Source organism: Rhizobium sp. Root491 (assembly GCF_001427205.1).
Lineage (GTDB): Bacteria > Pseudomonadota > Alphaproteobacteria > Rhizobiales > Rhizobiaceae > Agrobacterium > Agrobacterium tumefaciens.
Map to the genome: position 1 here is coordinate 67,390 of NZ_LMFF01000004.1, position 17,606 is coordinate 84,995.

Genomic DNA, 17,606 nt, shown 5'->3' on the forward strand with positions numbered 1-17,606 from the left:
TAGCGATGACCCTTTCCGATAAAGATATCGACTTTCTGATTTCCACCGTTGCCGCTGCCGGCCGCCAGGAAATCATGCCCCGCTTCCGCAATCTCGACGCAGGCGCGATTTCCGAAAAGACCTCTGCCGTCGATCTCGTCACCGAGGCGGATATTCTGACGGAAAAGGCGATAACCGCCGCTCTTCTGCAACGGTTTCCGAAGGCCCATATTGTCGGCGAAGAGGCCTATGACGCGGATCAATCCGTTATTCCTGCCCTTGCCGATGCACCATTTGCCTTCGTGATCGATCCAATCGACGGCACTTTCAACTATGCTTCCGGTTTTCCAGCTTTCGGCACGCTGCTCGCCGTCACCGTCAAGGGTGAGACGGTCGCAGGCATCATCCACGATCCTGTCATGGGTGATACCATCCTTGCTCTCAAAGGCGAGGGCGCTTATCTCCACCGCAAGGACGGCTCACAGGCAAGGCTCAAGGTTGCCGATCCCCTGCCATTGTCTGAAATGGTCGGCATATTTTCCTGGGGTCACAGCCATGAAGATCGCCGCCCGGTGATCGCCGCCAATATGGCCAAGATCAAGATGGCGCTTTCAATCAATTGCTCGGCTCATGAATATTGGCTTGCCTCGACTGGCAAGCTGCACTTCATTGGCCACGAAAAGCTGATGCCCTGGGATCATCTCGCCGGCGTTCTCATTCATCAGGAAGCGGGCGGCTACACGGCCCGTTTCGACAATACGCCCTACCGGCCAGGACAGACGACAGGCGGCATCCTGTCGGCACCCGACAAGGAAAGCTGGAAGATGCTGCGCCGGGAAATCGTGGCCTTATAATATTGATGCTTAAATAGAAGGATATCGCCCATGGCTATCGAACTCGACATCGCCTCTCTCGCCAATGCGCTTCAGGAGGCGGCGGCAGTGGAAATCCTGCCGAGGTTCCGTAATCTGGGTGAGGGCGACGTCAGGATAAAGAGCGAGGCGATAGACCTCGTAACCGAGGCTGACGAGGCTGCTGAGCGGCTGATCCGCGCCCGCGTGCAGGAAATCATGCCGCAGGCGCTGTTCATCGGTGAAGAGGCGGTTGCGGCGGATGCTTCGCTGCTTGGCAAGCTTGCGGATGCGGATCTTGCGGTGGTGGTCGATCCGATCGACGGCACCTACAACTTCGCGTCGGGCCTGCCGCTGTTTGGCGTGATGATGAGCGTCATCTCCAAGGGCGAGACCGTTGCCGGTCTCATCTTCGATCCGATGGGCAATGACTGGGCGATTGCCGAAAAGGGTTCCGGCGCATGGCTTTGTGCCGCCGATGGTTCGCAGACGCAGATGTCCGTCGTTCCGGCACCGGCACTGTCGCAGATGGTCGGCATCGCCAACACCGGTTATTTTGACGTGGAGACCCGCCGCAAGATTCTCATGAACCTCGCGGATGTGCGGCTCTTCACCAGCTACCGTTGTGCTGCGCATGAATACCGCGTGTTCTGCGGCGGCCACATGCATTTCCTGATGTACAACAAGCTTATGCCCTGGGATCATCTCGCTGGCACCCTGCTTTCGCAGGAAGCGGGCGCCTACGCCGCCCGTTTCGACGGCTCGCCTTACCTGCCGCGCCACCTTGAGGGTGGCCTGCTGCTTGCGCCTGATCAGGAAACATGGGAATTGCTGCGCGAGAAGATTTTCACGGTTTGAGTGAAGTTCGGCTTTGATCAACAAAAAAGGGCGCGGAACCGAGTTCCGCGCCCTTTTTATTTGTCTGTCCGCCCTTAGTGCGTCGGCTTGTTGTGGGCCTGAAACAGCACGCCCTTTTCTCCGATCAGCACGAAGACGAGGCCGATAATGGAGACGGCGAAGAAGCCGGCTACCATTGGCAGCGCCGTGCCATCGAAAGCCTGACCGATAACGGCACCGATCAGCGAACCGCCGACGGTTCCCATGAAGCCAATGACGGACGAGGCCGTGCCGGCGACATGGCCGAGCGGCTCCATGGCGAGCGAGTTGAAGTTCGAGCCGATCCAGCCGAACTGGAACATGGCAAGCGCGAAGAACACGATGAAGATCGCAAAGGGCATCGGTTCCGGCCCAACCATCTGTACCACCAGCCACACGAAGGTGATGGCGATGAAGCCGAGCAGCGATCCGTGCGACAGCTTGCGCATGCCAAACCTGCCGACAAGCCTCGCATTGATGAAGGACGAGAAGGCCATGAACAGGGCGACGCCCGCAAAAGCGGCCGCAAACCATGCGCCCAGCCCGTAGATGCCCTTATAGACCTGTTCGGCGGAATTGATGAAGCCGAACAGCGCACCGAAGATAAATGTGCTGGAGAGCGTGTAACAGAGCGCGATACGGTTGGTGAGCACGATCTTGAAGCCACCGAGGATCGAACGAACCGTGAAAGGCCTGACGTCATCGGCATGGAGGGTTTCCGGCAGGCGGAAATACATCCAGGCGGTTACGACGGCGGCAATTCCGGCCATGAAGGCGAAGATAAGGTGCCAGTCACCGAAAAACAGCACGATCTGGCCAGTGCCGGGTGCGATGACCGGAACGACCATGAATACCATCATGATCAGCGACATGACTTCCGCCATCTGACGGCCGCCATAGATGTCGCGCACGATCGAAATGGTGATGACGCGCGTCGCCGCAGAGCCGATGCCCTGAATGAAGCGCAGAACCAGCAGGCCAGTGAATGACGGTACGAAGACGACGGCAATGGCCGAGACGATGTAGATTCCCAGCCCGACGAGCATCGGCTTGCGGCGCCCGAAACGGTCCGAGATCGGTCCGTATAGAAGCTGGGCAATGCCGAAGCCTAGAAGATAGCTGGAAATGACGTATTGACGGTGGTTTTCATTCACGACGCCAAGTGACGCGCCGATTTCCTGAAGGCCGGGAAGCATGATGTCGATGGCAAGCGCATTCAGCGCCATCAGCATCGCGGCAAGCGCGATGAATTCCGTGCGCCCCATCGAAACGGCGCGCGAAGTGGTGGATTGTGAAAGTTCTGTCACAGGATTGCCCCAAAAAGAACGGCAAAGGCGTTGCATGAAGCAACGCCTGGCATAAGTTTTCTGACAATCAGGGTGGGCCGGATGAACCGGCCGAAATCAGGCCGCGCCGCGGACGCTGATACCCTGTTCTTGGAAGTGATTTTGAAGTTCACCGGACTGGAACATCTCTCTTACGATGTCACAGCCGCCGACGAATTCGCCCTTGACGTAGAGCTGCGGGATGGTCGGCCAGTTGGAATAATCCTTGATGCCCTGACGGATGTCGGCATCGGCGAGCACATTGACGCCCTTGTAGTCGACGCCGAGATAATCGAGGATCTGTACGACCTGACCGGAAAAACCGCACTGCGGGAATTGCGGGGTGCCCTTCATGAAAAGAACGATGTCGTTGCTCTTCACTTCGCTGTCGATCATATCGTGAATGCCGCTCATAGGCCTATTCCTTTCACATGCGGTTCAAGGCCGCTGCTTTGACTTTGTCCCTAAATAACATGTCGCGGCGCGATTTCCACCCGGGAAGCGTAAAAAATACGCTGCTGTGTAGTCGCAAAGTGAGGGCCGAAACCTTGGCTACCAGGTTGGAAGCACGCTGAGGTGATGCATCATCGAAGCCGCTGTCTGCTGCGGGCGGCGGCGGTGCGTCTTTTGCTCACCTGTTTTTTGGCCGGCTTGGGTTTGACGGCTGCTTTGATTGCCGCTTCCAGCACGGAGCCGACGATGCCGCCTGCGAGGGACGTGTTGCTTTTGGTCCGGCGGCGGATGCGGCGGGTTTTGCGAAGGCCTGTCTTGGCGAGGACTTCGGACAGAGCGCCTTTGACGACGCCGTTTAGCAATTGATCGACGATCCCAGACAAAATTCCCTCGCAACAAATAAATCATATTTCCGTCGCGTTTTTTACTATACGTGCATCGCCCACTGTATCAAGCGATCCTTTCGGGTGTCTCCAGCCCGAGGGTTTATGCATGCCGACCGTCAAGTCACGACTTGTTCTTTATTTCCCGGGCTTCGATCCGCTCGATGCGGCTGCGCATCATCTGCGCTATCAGCGGGCGGCAGCGCTTGCTGGCAAGACGTGGGATGTCAATTATGCCGTGGGTGCGCTGGAGAACTCGCCGGCTGGCGAAACATTCACGGTGGAGGCCTCGGCGGGCGATTGGCGGACGCGTTCCACCATCTTCGTCTACGACCACAATGCGGTGATATCGCGCCTGCGGGATGCGCCACTCTGGCGGCAGATCGCACTAGGCTTTGCGGCTGCGGCCGGTATCGTCGCGGAAGGTGGGGCAGGGCGTTACCTCCGTCACGCCTGGCGTTTCGGCCTGTTCTTCATTTTCCCGTTTCTGCTGATGCTGGTGGGTGGTGCACTTGCGGCGGGGATCGCGCTCTCGCCATGGCTGTTCGGTTTGCCGCTCTGGCTGCTTGCGATCAGTCTTCCCGCTGCGGTCTTGTTCTTCGTGAAGGCGTTTCTGCCTTTCGCCGAACGGTTTCATACGTTGCATCTTTATGCCGACTGGCGCTTTGCGCTGGCCGTCGGGCGGGATGAGCCGATTGCCCGCAACTGGATCGAAGAGAAGGCAGCCCTCGTTCTCAAGGCGCTGGAGCAGCCGTCTGAGGAGGTTCTGGTCGTGTCGCATAGTATGGGCGCCAGCCTGGCGCTCGCCGTGATAGGCCGTGTGCTGGAACTGCGGCCAGATGCGCTGGATGGCCGGAAGCTGTCCTTTGCGACGCTCGGTGGCGCTGCGCTGCAATGCGCGCTGCTGTCGAGTGCGGACAGGCTTCGCCAGAGCGTCGGCGTGATTGCGCGTCACCCTGAAGTGACATGGTTCGATATCCAGTGCCTGACGGATCCGATCCACCTCTACCGCTGCAACACCGTGGCGCTGACTGGGCATAAGGATGCGCCGCAGCCGAAGATCGTGCCGATCCGTTTCAAGCACTCGCTTTCACCCGAACGCTACAAAAAGAACAAGCGCAACTTCCTGCGCATGCACCGGCAATATGTTCTGGGGCCGGACCGCAAGTCCGGTTACGATTTTACCCTGCTGACGGCTGGGCCGTTGCCGGCTGCCTCCTTTGCCGATCTGGAATCGCAGCAGCCACCTGTTTTGTAAGCGGCACGCACCATTTGCCGGAAAAGAAAAGGCCCGCGTGACAGTCTCACGCGGGCCTTTTTCAATCCATGGCTTCAAGCGTTGCCGCGGCAAGGACAGTGAAACCGTCCTGCCGGAGACGCTTTTCCGGGCGCAGTCATTCGGGAGCCGAGGTCTGCAGGGCAAGGGCGTGCAGAACACCGCCCATATTGCCCTTCAGCGCGTCATAGACCATCTGGTGCTGCTGCACGCGGGTCTTGCCCTTGAAAGCATCCGCGACGACTTCCGCCGCGTAATGATCGCCATCACCGGCCAGATCGCGGATCGTGACCTTTGCCCCGGGAATTCCCGCCTTAATCATGTCTTCAATGTCGCCGGGTTTCATGGGCATGGTGTATCTCCTTAATTCATTCTGCGGCGATTAGAGTTTCGCCATCCATGAATTGAGGGAACCACGATTCATAGGCCAAGTGCAATTCTTTAATCTCGATAGCGCGTGCCGTGCCCAGCTTTACGCTTGAGCCGCCGGTGACGCCGATCGCCGGGCAGGAAACGCCCGCTGCCTTCGCTGCCGCGCGCACTTCATCCAGATCGCTCTTCTTGACGGTCAGCACATAACGGCCCTGATCTTCGCCATAGAAGGTGAGGACGGGGTTATGGCCCTCGACCGCGTCGATCGTCGCGCCGATGCCGGAGGAAATTGCCATTTCGGCAACTGCGAGAGCCAGGCCGCCCGAGGAGCAGTCGTGAACCGCTGTGGCAAGACCGTCTGCGATAAGGGCGCGGACGAAATCGCCATTTCTCTTTTCAGCTTCCAGATCGACATGCGGTGCGGGGCCATCGATGCGGCCATGCACGTCGCGCATGTAAACGGACTGGGCAATATGGGTGCCAAGACCGGCAGGCGCGCCCGCCAGCAGCACGACTTCGTCCGCGGCGGCAAAGCGGATGCGCGCCATACGGCCCCAGTCCTTCAGCAGGCCAACGCCGCCAATGGTGGGGGTGGGCAGGATCGCCTGACCGTTGGTCTCGTTGTAGAGCGAGACGTTGCCGGAAACGATCGGGAATTCCAGTACGCGGCAGGCTTCGCCGATGCCCTTGATGGCATGGACGAGCTGGCTCATGATCTCGGGCTTTTCCGGATTGCCGAAATTGAGGTTGTCGGTGGCCGCGAGCGGCAAAGCGCCGGTTGCGGTGATGTTGCGCCAGCATTCGGCCACGGCCTGCTTGCCGCCTTCAAAGGCGTCGGCCTCGACATAACGCGGTGTCACGTCGGAGGAGAAGGCGAGCGCCTTCTTGTCATGGCCTTCAACGCGGACAACGCCGGCATCGCCACCCGGCAGCTGCAGGGAATTGCCCTGGATCAGCGTGTCATACTGTTCGTAGACCCAGCGGCGCGAGGAGTTGTTGGCAGAACCGACCAGGGACACCAATGCGTCGGCAATGTCTGTATTAGGAACGTCGTTCTCCGCAAGCGGAGCCTGAACCTTTGCGGGCGTCCACGGGCGGTCGTATTCCGGAGCCTGATCACCGAGATCCTTGATCGGAAGGTTGGCGACTTCCTCGCCATTGTGCAGCACGCGGAAACGCAGGTCGTCGGTGGTCTTGCCGACGATGGCGAAGTCCAGGCCCCATTTGACGAAGATCGCCTTGGCGACTTCTTCCTTGGAGGGCTCGAGAACCATGAGCATGCGCTCCTGGCTTTCCGATAGCATCATTTCGTAGGCCGTCATGCGCTCTTCGCGCACCGGTACGGCGTTGAGATCAAGTTCGATGCCGAGATCGCCCTTGGCGCCCATTTCGACGGCCGAGCAGGTAAGGCCGGCGGCACCCATGTCCTGAATGGCGATGACCGCGCCTGTTTTCATCAGCTCGAGGCAGGCTTCCAGCAGGCACTTTTCGGTGAAGGGGTCGCCGACCTGAACGGTTGGGCGCTTTTCTTCGATCGACTCATCAAATTCGGCAGAGGCCATGGTCGCGCCGCCGACGCCGTCGCGGCCGGTCTTCGCACCGAGATACACCACCGGCAGGCCGACGCCCTTGGCTTCCGAAAGGAAGATCGCATCGGACTTGGCAAGTCCGGCGGCAAAGGCGTTGACGAGGATGTTGCCGTTATAGCGGGGATCGAATTCCACTTCGCCGCCGACGGTCGGCACGCCGAAGGAGTTGCCGTAACCGCCGACACCGGCGACGACGCCAGCCACGAGGTGGCGGGTCTTCGGATGGTCGGGTGCGCCGAAACGTAGCGCATTCATGGCTGCGATCGGGCGTGCGCCCATGGTGAAGACATCGCGCAGGATGCCGCCGACGCCGGTTGCCGCACCCTGATAGGGCTCGATGTAGGACGGATGGTTGTGGCTTTCCATCTTGAAGACGACGCAGTCGCCATCATCGATATCCACCACGCCGGCATTTTCGCCGGGGCCTTGAATGACACGCGGGCCCGTGGTGGGCAGGGTCTTCAGCCATTTCTTGGAGGACTTGTAGGAGCAGTGCTCGTTCCACATGGCCGAGAAAATGCCAAGCTCGGTAAAGCTCGGCTCCCGTCCGATCAGGTCGAGGATACGCTGGTATTCGTCGGGCTTCAGCCCGTGGGATGCAACGAGTTCCGGGGTGATCTTGATGGAGTTTGGAATCGACATAGGTCTCACGCGGTTCGAGCCGAGGAAAGTTTCCGGTTCTTTAGCGCAAGAGGCCTCTCCGTGCGACAGGAAAATGCGCAGTTTTGCCAGCAAAACGCTGCTTTGTTGGGTTATTCAGAACTTGTAGCCGACCATAAGTCCGACACGCGTCAGCCCGTCATTGGGGCCGTCGCACAGATTGGCATGGGAGGCATGTTCGATCTGGGTCGAAATATTCCAGTTGCTGTTGAAGCGATATCCGATGGCGGCATATTCATGAAAAAGCACGCGGCAACCGAATTCCGCGCCAGTTTCGCCCGGACCATTTATCAGCCTGCCGTCATGCCACAGCCCGCCAAAGCCGAGGTCGACGAAGATCTTCGGATTGAGGTCGAAGGTCCAGTTGATACCGCCGTAAATGGTATTTGCTTCGCCCTCGGTGCCGATTTCCGCACCCAGATGCAGACGTGGTCGGGCAAGTTTTTCGCCAAAGGTGACCGCCGAGGCGCTCGCGAAAGGATCGAAATAGGCAGTGAAGGCCGGGAATACACCATCTTCGCCGCCACCATTGCGATCGGCGAGCGAGGTTGTGACCCCGAAACGCAATTCATCGAACACCGTGCCGTCTGCGGCGGCGGCCGGCGTCATGTCACTCAACACACATGCTGCGAAAACCATCGCGAGAGCAACAAATGCCCTGGCGGATATGGAACTGAATGCTGCCATCGAATCATTCCCCGCTCCGAAGTAGGGAAAGGATGGCAGATTCGTCGACGTGGTAAATAATGAGTTACTGAATTAGGGGGCGTGTTGCAGGAAAGACTCGTTCCCGCTCACGCCTCGCTTTCGTAGCCGGCTGAACCATTGTCGAGCAGATGCCGCAGGATACCCAGGGCATGCTTCAGTTCTTCCTGGTTTGACGGCCCAGAAAGGCTGATGCGGACACGGTGGTAAACCTTCTCCGTGCGCCCGGCCTTAAACTCGTCCTCGTCGTCTATCAGCACACCTTCCTTCATGGCAGCGCTGCGGAAGGTTCCAGACAGCCACGGTTCAGGCAGCCTCAGCCACAGAAAGGCGATGTCTGGCAGGGCGTTGAATTCCAGCCCCGCAAAGATGCGTCTGGCGAGGGCCTCGCGCTGGTTGATCTCGGCGATACAGTCCTTGCGGATGTCGTCTGCGTCGCCGCTGTTGACGAGGCGTGCATTCAGTTCGGCCAGCATGAACGGCAGTCCGCCGGTTATCATCGAATGCGAAATGCGAATTCTCGAGGCGAATTGCGCCGGGCAGGCGACCCAGCCACCCCTGACGCCGGCGGAAACGGATTTCGACAGGCCGCCGACAACGAAGGTAAGATCGGGCGCGAATTCCGCAATGAGTGGGATCGCATCCCGCGTCATGGCGCCATAGAGATTGTCCTCCACGATCCATACGCCGTATCTGCGGGCGATATCGGCGATCGCCCGCCGCCGCTCCTCGGGCAGGGTGGCGCAGGTCGGGTTCTGGCCCGCCGACATCAGGAAGATCATCTTTGGATGCTGTTGGGCGCAAACGCGCTCGAAATCATCGGGGATAATGCCTTTCTCATCCACTTCCACCAGTGTCACCCGCCGTCCGGCAAGGGCGGCACTGCGGCTGATATGGGAATAGGTGAGGGGTTCGAAAACGATACGGTCGCCCGGCGCGGTCATTGCCGTTACCACACTCATCACCGCAGCATGGGCGCCAAGCGTCGAAACGATGTTTTCCGGTTTCGGCGACCAGCCATTCTGGGAAAGCCAGCGAACGCCCGCCATGCACCAGTTGTCGGGAAAGGAGCGGGTGTAGTTGGAAATTTCGAAGGGATGCTCTCTCGTCACGGCCTCGACGTGTTTGCTGACCAGCGCGCTCTGCCCGACATCGGGAGCAGCCGTGGTGTTCAGGCGGAATTCGGCGCTGGTGTCCACCGCGTAGCGCGTGCCGCCGAATGCCGATGCCGTCGGTTCCACGCGTGATAATGGGGCGGCAGCCTTACGCTCGTTGACATAGGTGCCACGGCCGACTTCGCCGCTGACGAGGCCGCGTTCGTGGATGAGGGCATATGCCCGGCTGATTGTACCGATTGTAACGCCCAGATCGAAAGCGAGATTGCGTTGCGGCGGCAATTTCGACCCGGCCTGCAAGATGCCATCCGAAATTGCGCCTTCGATCTTGTCCGCGAGGCGAAGGTAGATGGGGCCGTTGCCCTCGGTGATATCGGGAAGCCAATTTGTCATGGTGACAATTTATGCATTGTATCTATCCGCAAGTCAATTGTATTTATCGGATGCAGTCAATGAGATCAAACGCACGGAGACAATAGGTGCAATATGCGCAAGATGGATCAATACCTTTCGACAGCGGATACGCTTTATCCTGACGGCTACGAACGGGAACGCGTGTTCCGCGATACCGGCGACATGGTCGCACCGTCGCCCTTTCCGGCCCGGATCGCTCACACGCTTATTGGCCGCCTGATTGCGGGATTGTCCAACTGGCATGGCAAACGTCAGGGACGGCTTGCCTTGCGGGAATTGTCCGACGATCTTCTGGACGATATCGGCGTTACGCGGGACGAGGCCTTGAAGGAGGCCGCGAGATCGCAGCTGTTTTCATGGCCGTCGCGGCCGCTTTGATTTTCTGCCGGAGAGCGGCGCCATCTTTCCCCGGTGCCTGAACAGCCATTCGGCAGGCCCGCCACGCCAGTCCCAACCGGCGTCGGCGGGTCTTTTTTGTATTTGGCCGGCTTTTAGCGCAGTTTTGCCCGATCAGCAGCCCTTGCCGCCATTCGCCCAGCGTTTGACGTCGGTTGCGATGCGGCCGGAGATGGCTTCGTTCATAACGGGGCCGAAGGCGTCGAGCTTTGCCGGGTTGCCTTCTGCCTGAATAACCAGCATCGGGCGCGATTCCGGGCTGTTGCGCGGTACGAGCAGAATGCGCGGACGGCCCGAGAAGGAGTTGAGTTCGGGCGCCAGGCGATAGGCCTTGAACGCCGGATCGCCCGATTTGAACCAGCAAGCATTGGCGCCAAGCGCGATTCGCTCCATCGTCGGCAATGCCGCACGGGATGCGGAGGACGATGCCGGTTGCGGCTTGGGCTGGCACGCAGCAAGCGCTGCTGCGGCGAGAAGCAATCCAGCGGCCTTCGGGGCGTGGGAACGGAGCAGGCGTTTCATCGCGTCATCCAAGGTAAGGGCCAAAAACTGGAGCCATAAAAAGCATCATCGGGAAGAGGGCAGGCGGGGATGGCCCGCCCGCTTGTCAGGCTGCGATAACGCCAAGCGCCGAGGCGAAGAGGCCACGGCCGTCATTGCCGCCATGGGCAGCTTCGATCAGGTTTTCCGGGTGCGGCATCATGCCGAGAACGTTGCCCTTGGCGTTGATGACGCCGGCAATGTCGTTCAGCGAACCGTTCGGATTGGTGCCATCTGCATAACGGAAAACGACCTGACCGTTGTCTTCGACGGACTTAAGCTCATCCGTATCGAGGAAATAGTTGCCATCGTGGTGGGCGACGGGGCAGCGCAGAACCTGGCCCTTGTCATAGGCGCGGGTGAATTCGGTGTCGTTGTTGACGACTTCGAGTTTCACTTCGCGGCAGACGAATTTCAGTGAGGCGTTGCGCATCAGCGCGCCCGGCAGCATGCCCGCTTCGACCAAAATCTGGAAGCCGTTGCAGACGCCGAGAACCTTGACGCCCTGCTCAGCCTTTTCGCGAATGGCCTGCATGACCGGCATGCGTGCAGCAATTGCGCCGCAACGCAGATAGTCGCCATAGGAAAAGCCGCCCGGAATGACGATCAGGTCGACATCCGGGATAGTCGTCTCCGTCTGCCAGATGGTGACGGGCGCCTTGCCGGAGATTTTCGTGAGTGCCGCGATCATGTCGCGATCGCGGTTGAGGCCGGGAAGTTGGACGACAGCGGATTTCATGGTCGGCGGCTCCTGCGGCTTAGAGAATGGCGATAGAATAGTTTTCGATAACCGTATTGGCCAGGAGCTTTTCGCACATCGCCTTCAGGTCGGTCTCGGCCTTGGCCTTGTCTGCACCTTCCAGTTCCAGATCGAAGACCTTGCCCTGACGGACATGGCCGACGCCACCGAAACCGAGGCTGCCGAGTGCGCCTTCGATTGCCTTGCCCTGCGGATCGAGAACGCCGTTCTTCAGCGTAACAGTCACCCGTGCCTTGATCACCTGATCTTCTCCTGATTTTACCTTGCTAGGCCGATATTATTTCACGAGGCCGAAATTACTTTACCAGGACAGGGCCGGTGCCGCGGATCGGTTCGTTTTCATTGATGATGCCGAGACGGCGTGCCACTTCGGAATAGGCTTCCACGAGGCCGCCCATGTCGCGGCGGAACAGGTCCTTGTCCATTTTTTTCTGGGTCTCGATGTCCCACAGGCGGCAGCTGTCGGGCGAAATCTCGTCGGCGAGGATGATGCGCATCATGTCGCCTTCAAACAGGCGGCCGCATTCGATCTTGAAGTCGACCAGCTGGATGCCGACGCCCAAGAACAGGCCGGACAGGAAGTCGTTGACACGGATCGCCAGCGCCATGATGTCGTCAAGCTCGGCAGGGTTGGCCCAGCCGAAGGCCGTGATGTGCTCTTCGGAGACCATCGGGTCTTCAAGCTCGTCGGACTTGTAGTAGAACTCGATGATGGAGCGCGGCAGAACCACGCCTTCATCGATGCCGAGTCGCTTCGACAGCGAGCCGGCGGCGACATTGCGCACGACGATCTCGAGCGGGATCATCTCGACTTCCTTGATCAACTGCTCGCGCATGTTGAGGCGGCGAATGAAGTGTGTGGGAATGCCGATCTTGTTCAGATGCGTGAAGACATATTCACAAATCCGGTTGTTCAACACACCTTTGCCGTCGATGACTTCGTGTTTTTTCTTGTTGAAGGCAGTCGCATCGTCCTTGAAGAACTGGATAAGCGTGCCTGGCTCCGGACCTTCGTAGAGGATCTTGGCCTTGCCTTCGTAAATACGGCGGCGACGGTTCATAATGGCAGGTCTCTTGGTTCACGCCGATTCTGGTGGCGTTGCGTTTCTGTCTTTGAGCGGTCCCATAAAGGAAAAGAGTGCATTCTACAATGCGGCTCGCATATCTTCCCTTCAATTCTTGTGTCGGGCGGAAGAATGTTGCCCGGCCGAAAATCGACCGGCTTCAGCGGCTGGCCGCGATGGTCAGGGCTCGTTCACCTTGAGGCGGCTCAGGAACTGGGCAAATACCATGCCACCCTCGGGCCAGGGGCCATGGCCAGACTCGGCGTTGATATGGCCGGACATGCCTGCATCCACCAACATCGCACCCCAGGCGGCGGCAATATCGTCGGCATGCTCGTAGGATCCGAAGGGATCGTTGCGGCTGGCAATTGTGATTGCCGGAAACGGCAAGGGATCGCGCGGATAGGGACCGAAGGTCATCAGATGTTTCGGCCTGATATCGGGATTGGCGACATCCGGCGGCGCCACCAGAAGCGCGCCTGCAACCTTCTTGCCGATTTCCGGAAGGGCGTGGATGACGGTCGGCACACCCAGCGAATGAGCGACGATGACAACTGGCTTGGTCGAGGCGTTAACCTCTTCCACCAGCCGCGCGATCCAGTCTTCCTTCACCGGTTTTGACCATTCAGCCTGCTCGACGCGGCGCGCTGTCGAAAGCTTGCGCTCCCAGCGTGTCTGCCAGTGGTCAGGACCGGAATTGGTGTAACCCGGTACGATGAGAATATCTGCTTCTGAAACTTTCATGGGCCCATATCTGTGGTTTCATGCCGTCACGATCAAGGTCGCGACGGCATTAACTTCGGGAGCCTCGCCTCAGGCGTTGCCGAAGACGCGGGCGAAGATCGTGTCGACATGCTTGGTGTGGTAACCGAGGTCGAATTTTTCACGGATGACGCTTTCGGGAAGGGCGGCGCGCACTTCCTCGTCGCCCAGCAGTTCCTCAAGGAAATCCGCACCCTGTTCCCAGACCCTCATGGCGTTGCGCTGCACCAGACGGTAGGCGTCCTCGCGGGAAACGCCGGCCTGCGTCAGCGCCAGAAGAACGCGCTGCGAGTGCACGAGGCCGCGGAACTTGTTCATGTTCTTCAGCATGTTGTCGGGATAGATCACCAGCTTTTCGATGACGCCGGCAAGGCGGTTCAGCGCAAAATCGAGGGTGACTGTGGTGTCGGGGCCGATGGCGCGCTCCACGGAGGAGTGGCTGATGTCACGCTCATGCCAGAGCGCCACGTTTTCAAGCGCGGGAACGACCGACATGCGCACCAGGCGGGCAAGGCCCGTGAGGTTTTCGGTGAGAACCGGGTTACGCTTGTGCGGCATGGCCGACGAACCCTTCTGGCCGGGAGAGAAGAACTCTTCCGCTTCCAGAACCTCGGTGCGCTGCATGTGGCGGATTTCGATGGCGACGTTTTCGATCGACGAGGCGATGACGCCGAGGATGGCGAAGAACATGGCGTGGCGGTCACGCGGGATGACCTGCGTGGAGACCGGCTCGGGCACGAGGCCGAGCTTTGCGCAGACATGTTCCTCGACGCGCGGATCGATATTGGCGAAGGTGCCGACAGCACCGGAGATCGCGCCCGTGGCGATTTCCGCGCGCGCATTGACGAGACGCTCGCGGTTACGATGCATCTCGGCGTAGAAGCGGGCGAAGGTCAGGCCCATCGTGGTCGGCTCGGCGTGGATGCCGTGGCTGCGGCCGATGCGTACCGTGTTCTTGTGTTCGAAAGCGCGGGTCTTGAGCGCCGCCAGCACGCGGTCCATATCGGCCAGCAGCAGATCGGCGGCGCGGACGAGCTGGATGTTGAGGGTTGTGTCAAGCACGTCGGACGAGGTCATGCCCTGGTGGATGAAGCGGCTGTCGGGACCGACGAATTCCGCAAGGTGGGTGAGGAAGGCGATGACGTCGTGTTTGGTGACGGCCTCGATCTCGTCGATGCGGGCGACGTCGAAAGTCGCGCTGCCGCCTTTTTCCCAGATGGTCTGTGCGGCCGATTTCGGAATGACGCCGAGCTCGGCCAGCGCGTCACAGGCATGCGCCTCGATCTCGAACCAGATGCGGAATTTTGTTTCCGGCGACCAGATGGCGACCATTTCCGGCCGGGAGTAACGAGGGATCATGGCAATGACTTTCTTTGTGGAGGAATTTTGCTGCCCGTTTAGCAAAGTGTTCCGCGAATCTCAATCTATCAAGCCTGCGCATCGGCTCGATGCGTACATTCAAAATGCTAGAGCGTCCGTTGTACGTCCGAACGGACGCGTGGCGCTCTGTGCGCACGGCGGCAAAGGATTGCGCCTGCCAGCGCAAGCGGAATGGCGGCAAACGGAAAATAGAGGCCGAGGCCGAGAATGCAGAACTGGTAGATCGCGCCAAGCGAGGTGAAAAATTGCTGGAAAAACCAGATGCGGGAAAATGCCGGCGCATGCCATTGCGCATAAAAGATGCGGTACTGGAGCGCGAAAAATGCCGCCGCGACCGCGATCGTGAAAAAAGCGATGGCAAGGCAGCTTGCCGCAAAGCGCAGCGGCAGGCTGGTGGATGCGGGCAGGAAGCGCAAGGCAACCATGGCCAGCGGCCAGCCCAAGAGACCGCCGAAGAAGAACAGCACGGCGATATCGGCGGCATGGTCGGTTTCCAGCCGGTTGCGGAGATAGAGGCCGAGGGTAGCGGTGGCTGCCGAGATGGCGGCCCAGACAAGCGGAGCGAGGAGCGAAAACAGCGCTGCCGGGATGACGTTGTGGAAATTCCGCCTGCCGCTGTTCATCAAAGCCCCCACCCAAACGCCCTGCCGTCCCGTCTCCGGTGTATCCGGCTGCTGTGGCGGGTCAGGACCGGGCGGCTTCCGACACCGAGCGCAACAACGAAACCGTCTTGCGATAGTCTGCGACACCATCGCCCTTGAAGACGGCCGAACCGGCCACGAGTGCGTTGGCACCGGCTGCGACGATGGCGCCGGCTGTCTCCGCCGTCACGCCGCCGTCCACTTCAAGTTCGATCGGCCGGTCGCCGATCATGGCCTTTGCCGCACGGATCTTGTCGAGCATGGCCGGAATGAATTTCTGTCCACCGAAACCGGGATTGACGCTCATGATCAGCACGAGATCGACATCGTCAAGCACGTTTTCGATGACCGAAAGCGGCGTGGCGGGGTTGAGCGTCACGCCGGCCTTCCTGCCGAGCGTGCGGATGGTCTGGAGTGAGCGATGGAGATGCGGGCCTGCCTCCGCATGGACGGTAATGCCGTCGCAGCCGGCCTTGGCGAAGGCTTCGAGGTAGGGATCGACGGGGGCAATCATCAGGTGGCAGTCGAAAAAGGCATTGCTGTGCGGGCGGAGCGCCTTGATGACGTCAGGACCGAAGGAGATGTTTGGCACGAAATGGCCGTCCATGACATCGAGGTGGATCCAGTCTGCGCCCGCTTCCGTCACATCGGCGACTTCCTGTCCCAGCTTGGCGAAATTGGACGCCAGAATGGAAGGTGCAATCCGGATGGGCAGGGACATGGGGCAAACTCCTCTCGACGCGTTGCGTAAGCTGCCTTTAGCATCAAGTATCAGGGTTTGAAACGGCTTGTCGCGCGGTTGCCGCCGGTTTTCAGCCGCGGCTTACTGAATTTCCAGCGATACCGGCTTCACCTATTGTCTTTCGGCCTTGTCCGCCTGTTCGAAACGCTGGCCGTTCCAGCGCTGCAGGCGATAGGGATTGTCTGCAAGTTCATGCGAAGGGTTGAAAGCGATATCGCCGAGCACGGTTTTGAAGACGGTACCGTTCGCCAGTATCTCCGGTGCGGGTTTACCTTGGGATTGGGCTGCTTCGGCAAGCGCCGCGGTCAGTTCCGCAGCCGCATAGGAGGGCAGGACGTAACCTTCCGGCTCGATATTGGCGGCACGCAATTCGCCGGCGACGGCCTGTGCCGAAGGTAATGTGTCATAGGCCGGGCGCGTGACCGCTAGCACATTTGCTGCAAGTGGCACGGGGTTGTTTGCCGCATTCATGGCGTCGCCGCTCATGATGGTGAGCGGAATGTTTTCGGAGCCGGCGTCTCTGGCGACAATCGCGACGTCGTTGCGTTCCGCGCCGATGAAGACATGGGTGATGCCGGTGCGCCCCAGCCGGCGCACAAGCGCCACCTGTTGCTCCTGTGCCGGGCGCAGCGTATCGGTGAGTGTCGGTTTCAGCCCGTTCTCCTCCAGCGCCGAACGGATGCGATCTACCAGATCGCGACTGAAGATCGTGCCATCATCCACGAGGCCAATGGAATGTCCCTTCCAGTCGCGCAGAATGATTTCTGCGGCCCGGTCCGATTCGGCCTTGTCCGATGGCGCTAGGCGGAAAAGCGGCCAGCTATATTTCAGAGCGTCTTCCATCAGGATCGGGGCACGGCTGGAAAGCGTGATTGCTGGAATGGCGGCTGACTTCAGAGGCGGCAGAACGCCCTGAAGCGTTTCCGTGCACAAAAAACCGATTGCCGCGCTGACCTTGGCGGCCACGAGACCATCGGCAATCGCGCCGCCGCTGCCGTCTTCGCAGCTTTCATGGATTTCGACGACATCTAGCCCGAGCTTGGCGGCCGCGGCCTTCGCGCCCTGCCTGACCTGTTGCCCCAGCAGTTCATATGGGCCGTTCTGTGGGGCAACGATGCCGATCGACGCCGCGCATGCTGAGCCCGCAAAGGCAAAACCGGCGATGATCGTTAGCAGGCGAAGTGAAAGCATGACGTGCGCGAAATCCTGTTGTCCCGGTTTGATGTTTATCGGCAACAACTGGTTTTCCAAAGGAAAAATCGCTGATACCCATCATAATCGCACATCATCGTTCACTGCACGGCGGTTTTGATCGCAACTCAT

The 17,606-nt window shown here is 59.6% G+C and carries 20 protein-coding genes; 4 read left to right on the plus strand and 16 right to left on the minus strand.

The annotated features are described in order from the left end of the window. Positions 1 to 5 precede the first annotated feature (5 nt). Positions 6 to 833 (plus strand): inositol monophosphatase family protein, encoded by an 828-nt coding sequence (locus tag ASD46_RS09265; RefSeq protein WP_003516037.1) that lies wholly within the window; start codon positions 6 to 8, stop codon positions 831 to 833. Positions 834 to 863: 30 nt separating this feature from the next. Continuing rightward, a complete protein-coding gene (locus ASD46_RS09270) occupies positions 864 to 1,688 on the plus strand; it encodes an inositol monophosphatase family protein (protein WP_003516036.1) in 825 nt (274 codons plus the stop codon). Positions 1,689 to 1,762: 74 nt separating this feature from the next. On the opposite strand, the gene ASD46_RS09275 is transcribed toward ASD46_RS09270, so the two are convergent. The 3 genes from ASD46_RS09275 to ASD46_RS09285 form a co-directional block, all read right to left on the minus strand. Continuing rightward, positions 1,763 to 2,971 carry a multidrug effflux MFS transporter gene (locus ASD46_RS09275; protein WP_025593906.1) on the minus strand — a complete coding sequence of 403 codons (1,209 nt, stop codon included), beginning with the start codon at positions 2,969 to 2,971 and terminating at the stop codon, positions 1,763 to 1,765. Positions 2,972 to 3,109: 138 nt separating this feature from the next. Beyond that, positions 3,110 to 3,445, minus strand: coding sequence for a Grx4 family monothiol glutaredoxin (gene grxD / locus ASD46_RS09280; RefSeq protein WP_003516034.1), 336 nt, complete (start codon positions 3,443 to 3,445; stop codon positions 3,110 to 3,112). A gap of 170 nt (positions 3,446 to 3,615) precedes the next feature. After that, positions 3,616 to 3,867, minus strand: coding sequence for a hypothetical protein (locus ASD46_RS09285; RefSeq protein ID WP_013636391.1), 252 nt, complete (start codon positions 3,865 to 3,867; stop codon positions 3,616 to 3,618). A gap of 109 nt (positions 3,868 to 3,976) precedes the next feature. Here ASD46_RS09285 and ASD46_RS09290 point away from each other — a divergent pair, with 109 nt between their 5' ends. Next, complete coding sequence (locus ASD46_RS09290) at positions 3,977 to 5,125, plus strand: hypothetical protein (RefSeq protein ID WP_025593903.1); 1,149 nt, start codon at positions 3,977 to 3,979, stop codon at positions 5,123 to 5,125. Between the two features lie 136 nt (positions 5,126 to 5,261). Here ASD46_RS09290 and ASD46_RS09295 read toward each other — a convergent pair whose 3' ends face one another. From ASD46_RS09295 to ASD46_RS09310, 4 genes are all read right to left on the minus strand, one after another. Further along, a complete protein-coding gene (locus ASD46_RS09295; protein ID WP_003516012.1) occupies positions 5,262 to 5,495 on the minus strand; it encodes a BolA family protein in 234 nt (77 codons plus the stop codon). A gap of 16 nt (positions 5,496 to 5,511) precedes the next feature. Continuing rightward, positions 5,512 to 7,746, minus strand: coding sequence for a phosphoribosylformylglycinamidine synthase subunit PurL (gene purL, locus ASD46_RS09300; protein WP_025593900.1), 2,235 nt, complete (start codon positions 7,744 to 7,746; stop codon positions 5,512 to 5,514). 114 nt (positions 7,747 to 7,860) lie between these two features. Further along, on the minus strand, positions 7,861 to 8,451 hold the full coding sequence (locus ASD46_RS09305; RefSeq protein WP_025593899.1) for an acyloxyacyl hydrolase: 591 nt from the start codon (positions 8,449 to 8,451) through the stop codon (positions 7,861 to 7,863). A gap of 107 nt (positions 8,452 to 8,558) precedes the next feature. After that, entirely contained in the window at positions 8,559 to 9,977 is a 1,419-nt protein-coding gene (locus ASD46_RS09310; protein WP_025593897.1) for a PLP-dependent aminotransferase family protein, read from the minus strand. Between the two features lie 93 nt (positions 9,978 to 10,070). On the opposite strand from ASD46_RS09310, the gene ASD46_RS09315 reads away from it, so the two are divergent. Further along, on the plus strand, positions 10,071 to 10,376 hold the full coding sequence (locus ASD46_RS09315; RefSeq protein WP_003516008.1) for a DUF1127 domain-containing protein: 306 nt from the start codon (positions 10,071 to 10,073) through the stop codon (positions 10,374 to 10,376). A 132-nt stretch (positions 10,377 to 10,508) separates the two neighbouring features. On the opposite strand, the gene ASD46_RS09320 is transcribed toward ASD46_RS09315, so the two are convergent. From ASD46_RS09320 to ASD46_RS09360, 9 genes are all read right to left on the minus strand, one after another. Beyond that, positions 10,509 to 10,916: a hypothetical protein gene (locus tag ASD46_RS09320; protein WP_019567095.1), complete on the minus strand. Its 408-nt coding sequence runs from the start codon at positions 10,914 to 10,916 to the stop codon at positions 10,509 to 10,511. An 85-nt stretch (positions 10,917 to 11,001) separates the two neighbouring features. Then, entirely contained in the window at positions 11,002 to 11,673 is a 672-nt protein-coding gene (gene purQ / locus ASD46_RS09325) for a phosphoribosylformylglycinamidine synthase subunit PurQ (protein ID WP_003516005.1), read from the minus strand. 19 nt (positions 11,674 to 11,692) lie between these two features. After that, the gene (purS, locus tag ASD46_RS09330) at positions 11,693 to 11,935 is read right to left on the minus strand and encodes a phosphoribosylformylglycinamidine synthase subunit PurS (RefSeq protein WP_003495372.1); all 243 of its coding nucleotides are present in this window, start codon (positions 11,933 to 11,935) and stop codon (positions 11,693 to 11,695) included. Positions 11,936 to 11,990: 55 nt separating this feature from the next. Next, the gene (purC, locus tag ASD46_RS09335) at positions 11,991 to 12,755 is read right to left on the minus strand and encodes a phosphoribosylaminoimidazolesuccinocarboxamide synthase (protein WP_003516002.1); all 765 of its coding nucleotides are present in this window, start codon (positions 12,753 to 12,755) and stop codon (positions 11,991 to 11,993) included. Between the two features lie 183 nt (positions 12,756 to 12,938). Continuing rightward, positions 12,939 to 13,502, minus strand: coding sequence for an alpha/beta hydrolase (locus tag ASD46_RS09340; protein WP_003516000.1), 564 nt, complete (start codon positions 13,500 to 13,502; stop codon positions 12,939 to 12,941). Positions 13,503 to 13,571: 69 nt separating this feature from the next. Continuing rightward, positions 13,572 to 14,879, minus strand: a complete 1,308-nt coding sequence (purB, locus tag ASD46_RS09345; RefSeq protein WP_025593893.1) for an adenylosuccinate lyase — start codon at positions 14,877 to 14,879, stop codon at positions 13,572 to 13,574. Between the two features lie 107 nt (positions 14,880 to 14,986). Next, complete coding sequence (locus tag ASD46_RS09350; protein WP_025593892.1) at positions 14,987 to 15,523, minus strand: hypothetical protein; 537 nt, start codon at positions 15,521 to 15,523, stop codon at positions 14,987 to 14,989. Positions 15,524 to 15,584: 61 nt separating this feature from the next. Next, complete coding sequence (gene rpe, locus ASD46_RS09355) at positions 15,585 to 16,262, minus strand: ribulose-phosphate 3-epimerase (RefSeq protein WP_003515995.1); 678 nt, start codon at positions 16,260 to 16,262, stop codon at positions 15,585 to 15,587. A 132-nt stretch (positions 16,263 to 16,394) separates the two neighbouring features. Beyond that, a complete protein-coding gene (locus ASD46_RS09360; protein WP_003515993.1) occupies positions 16,395 to 17,522 on the minus strand; it encodes a branched-chain amino acid ABC transporter substrate-binding protein in 1,128 nt (375 codons plus the stop codon). Positions 17,523 to 17,606 lie beyond the last annotated feature (84 nt).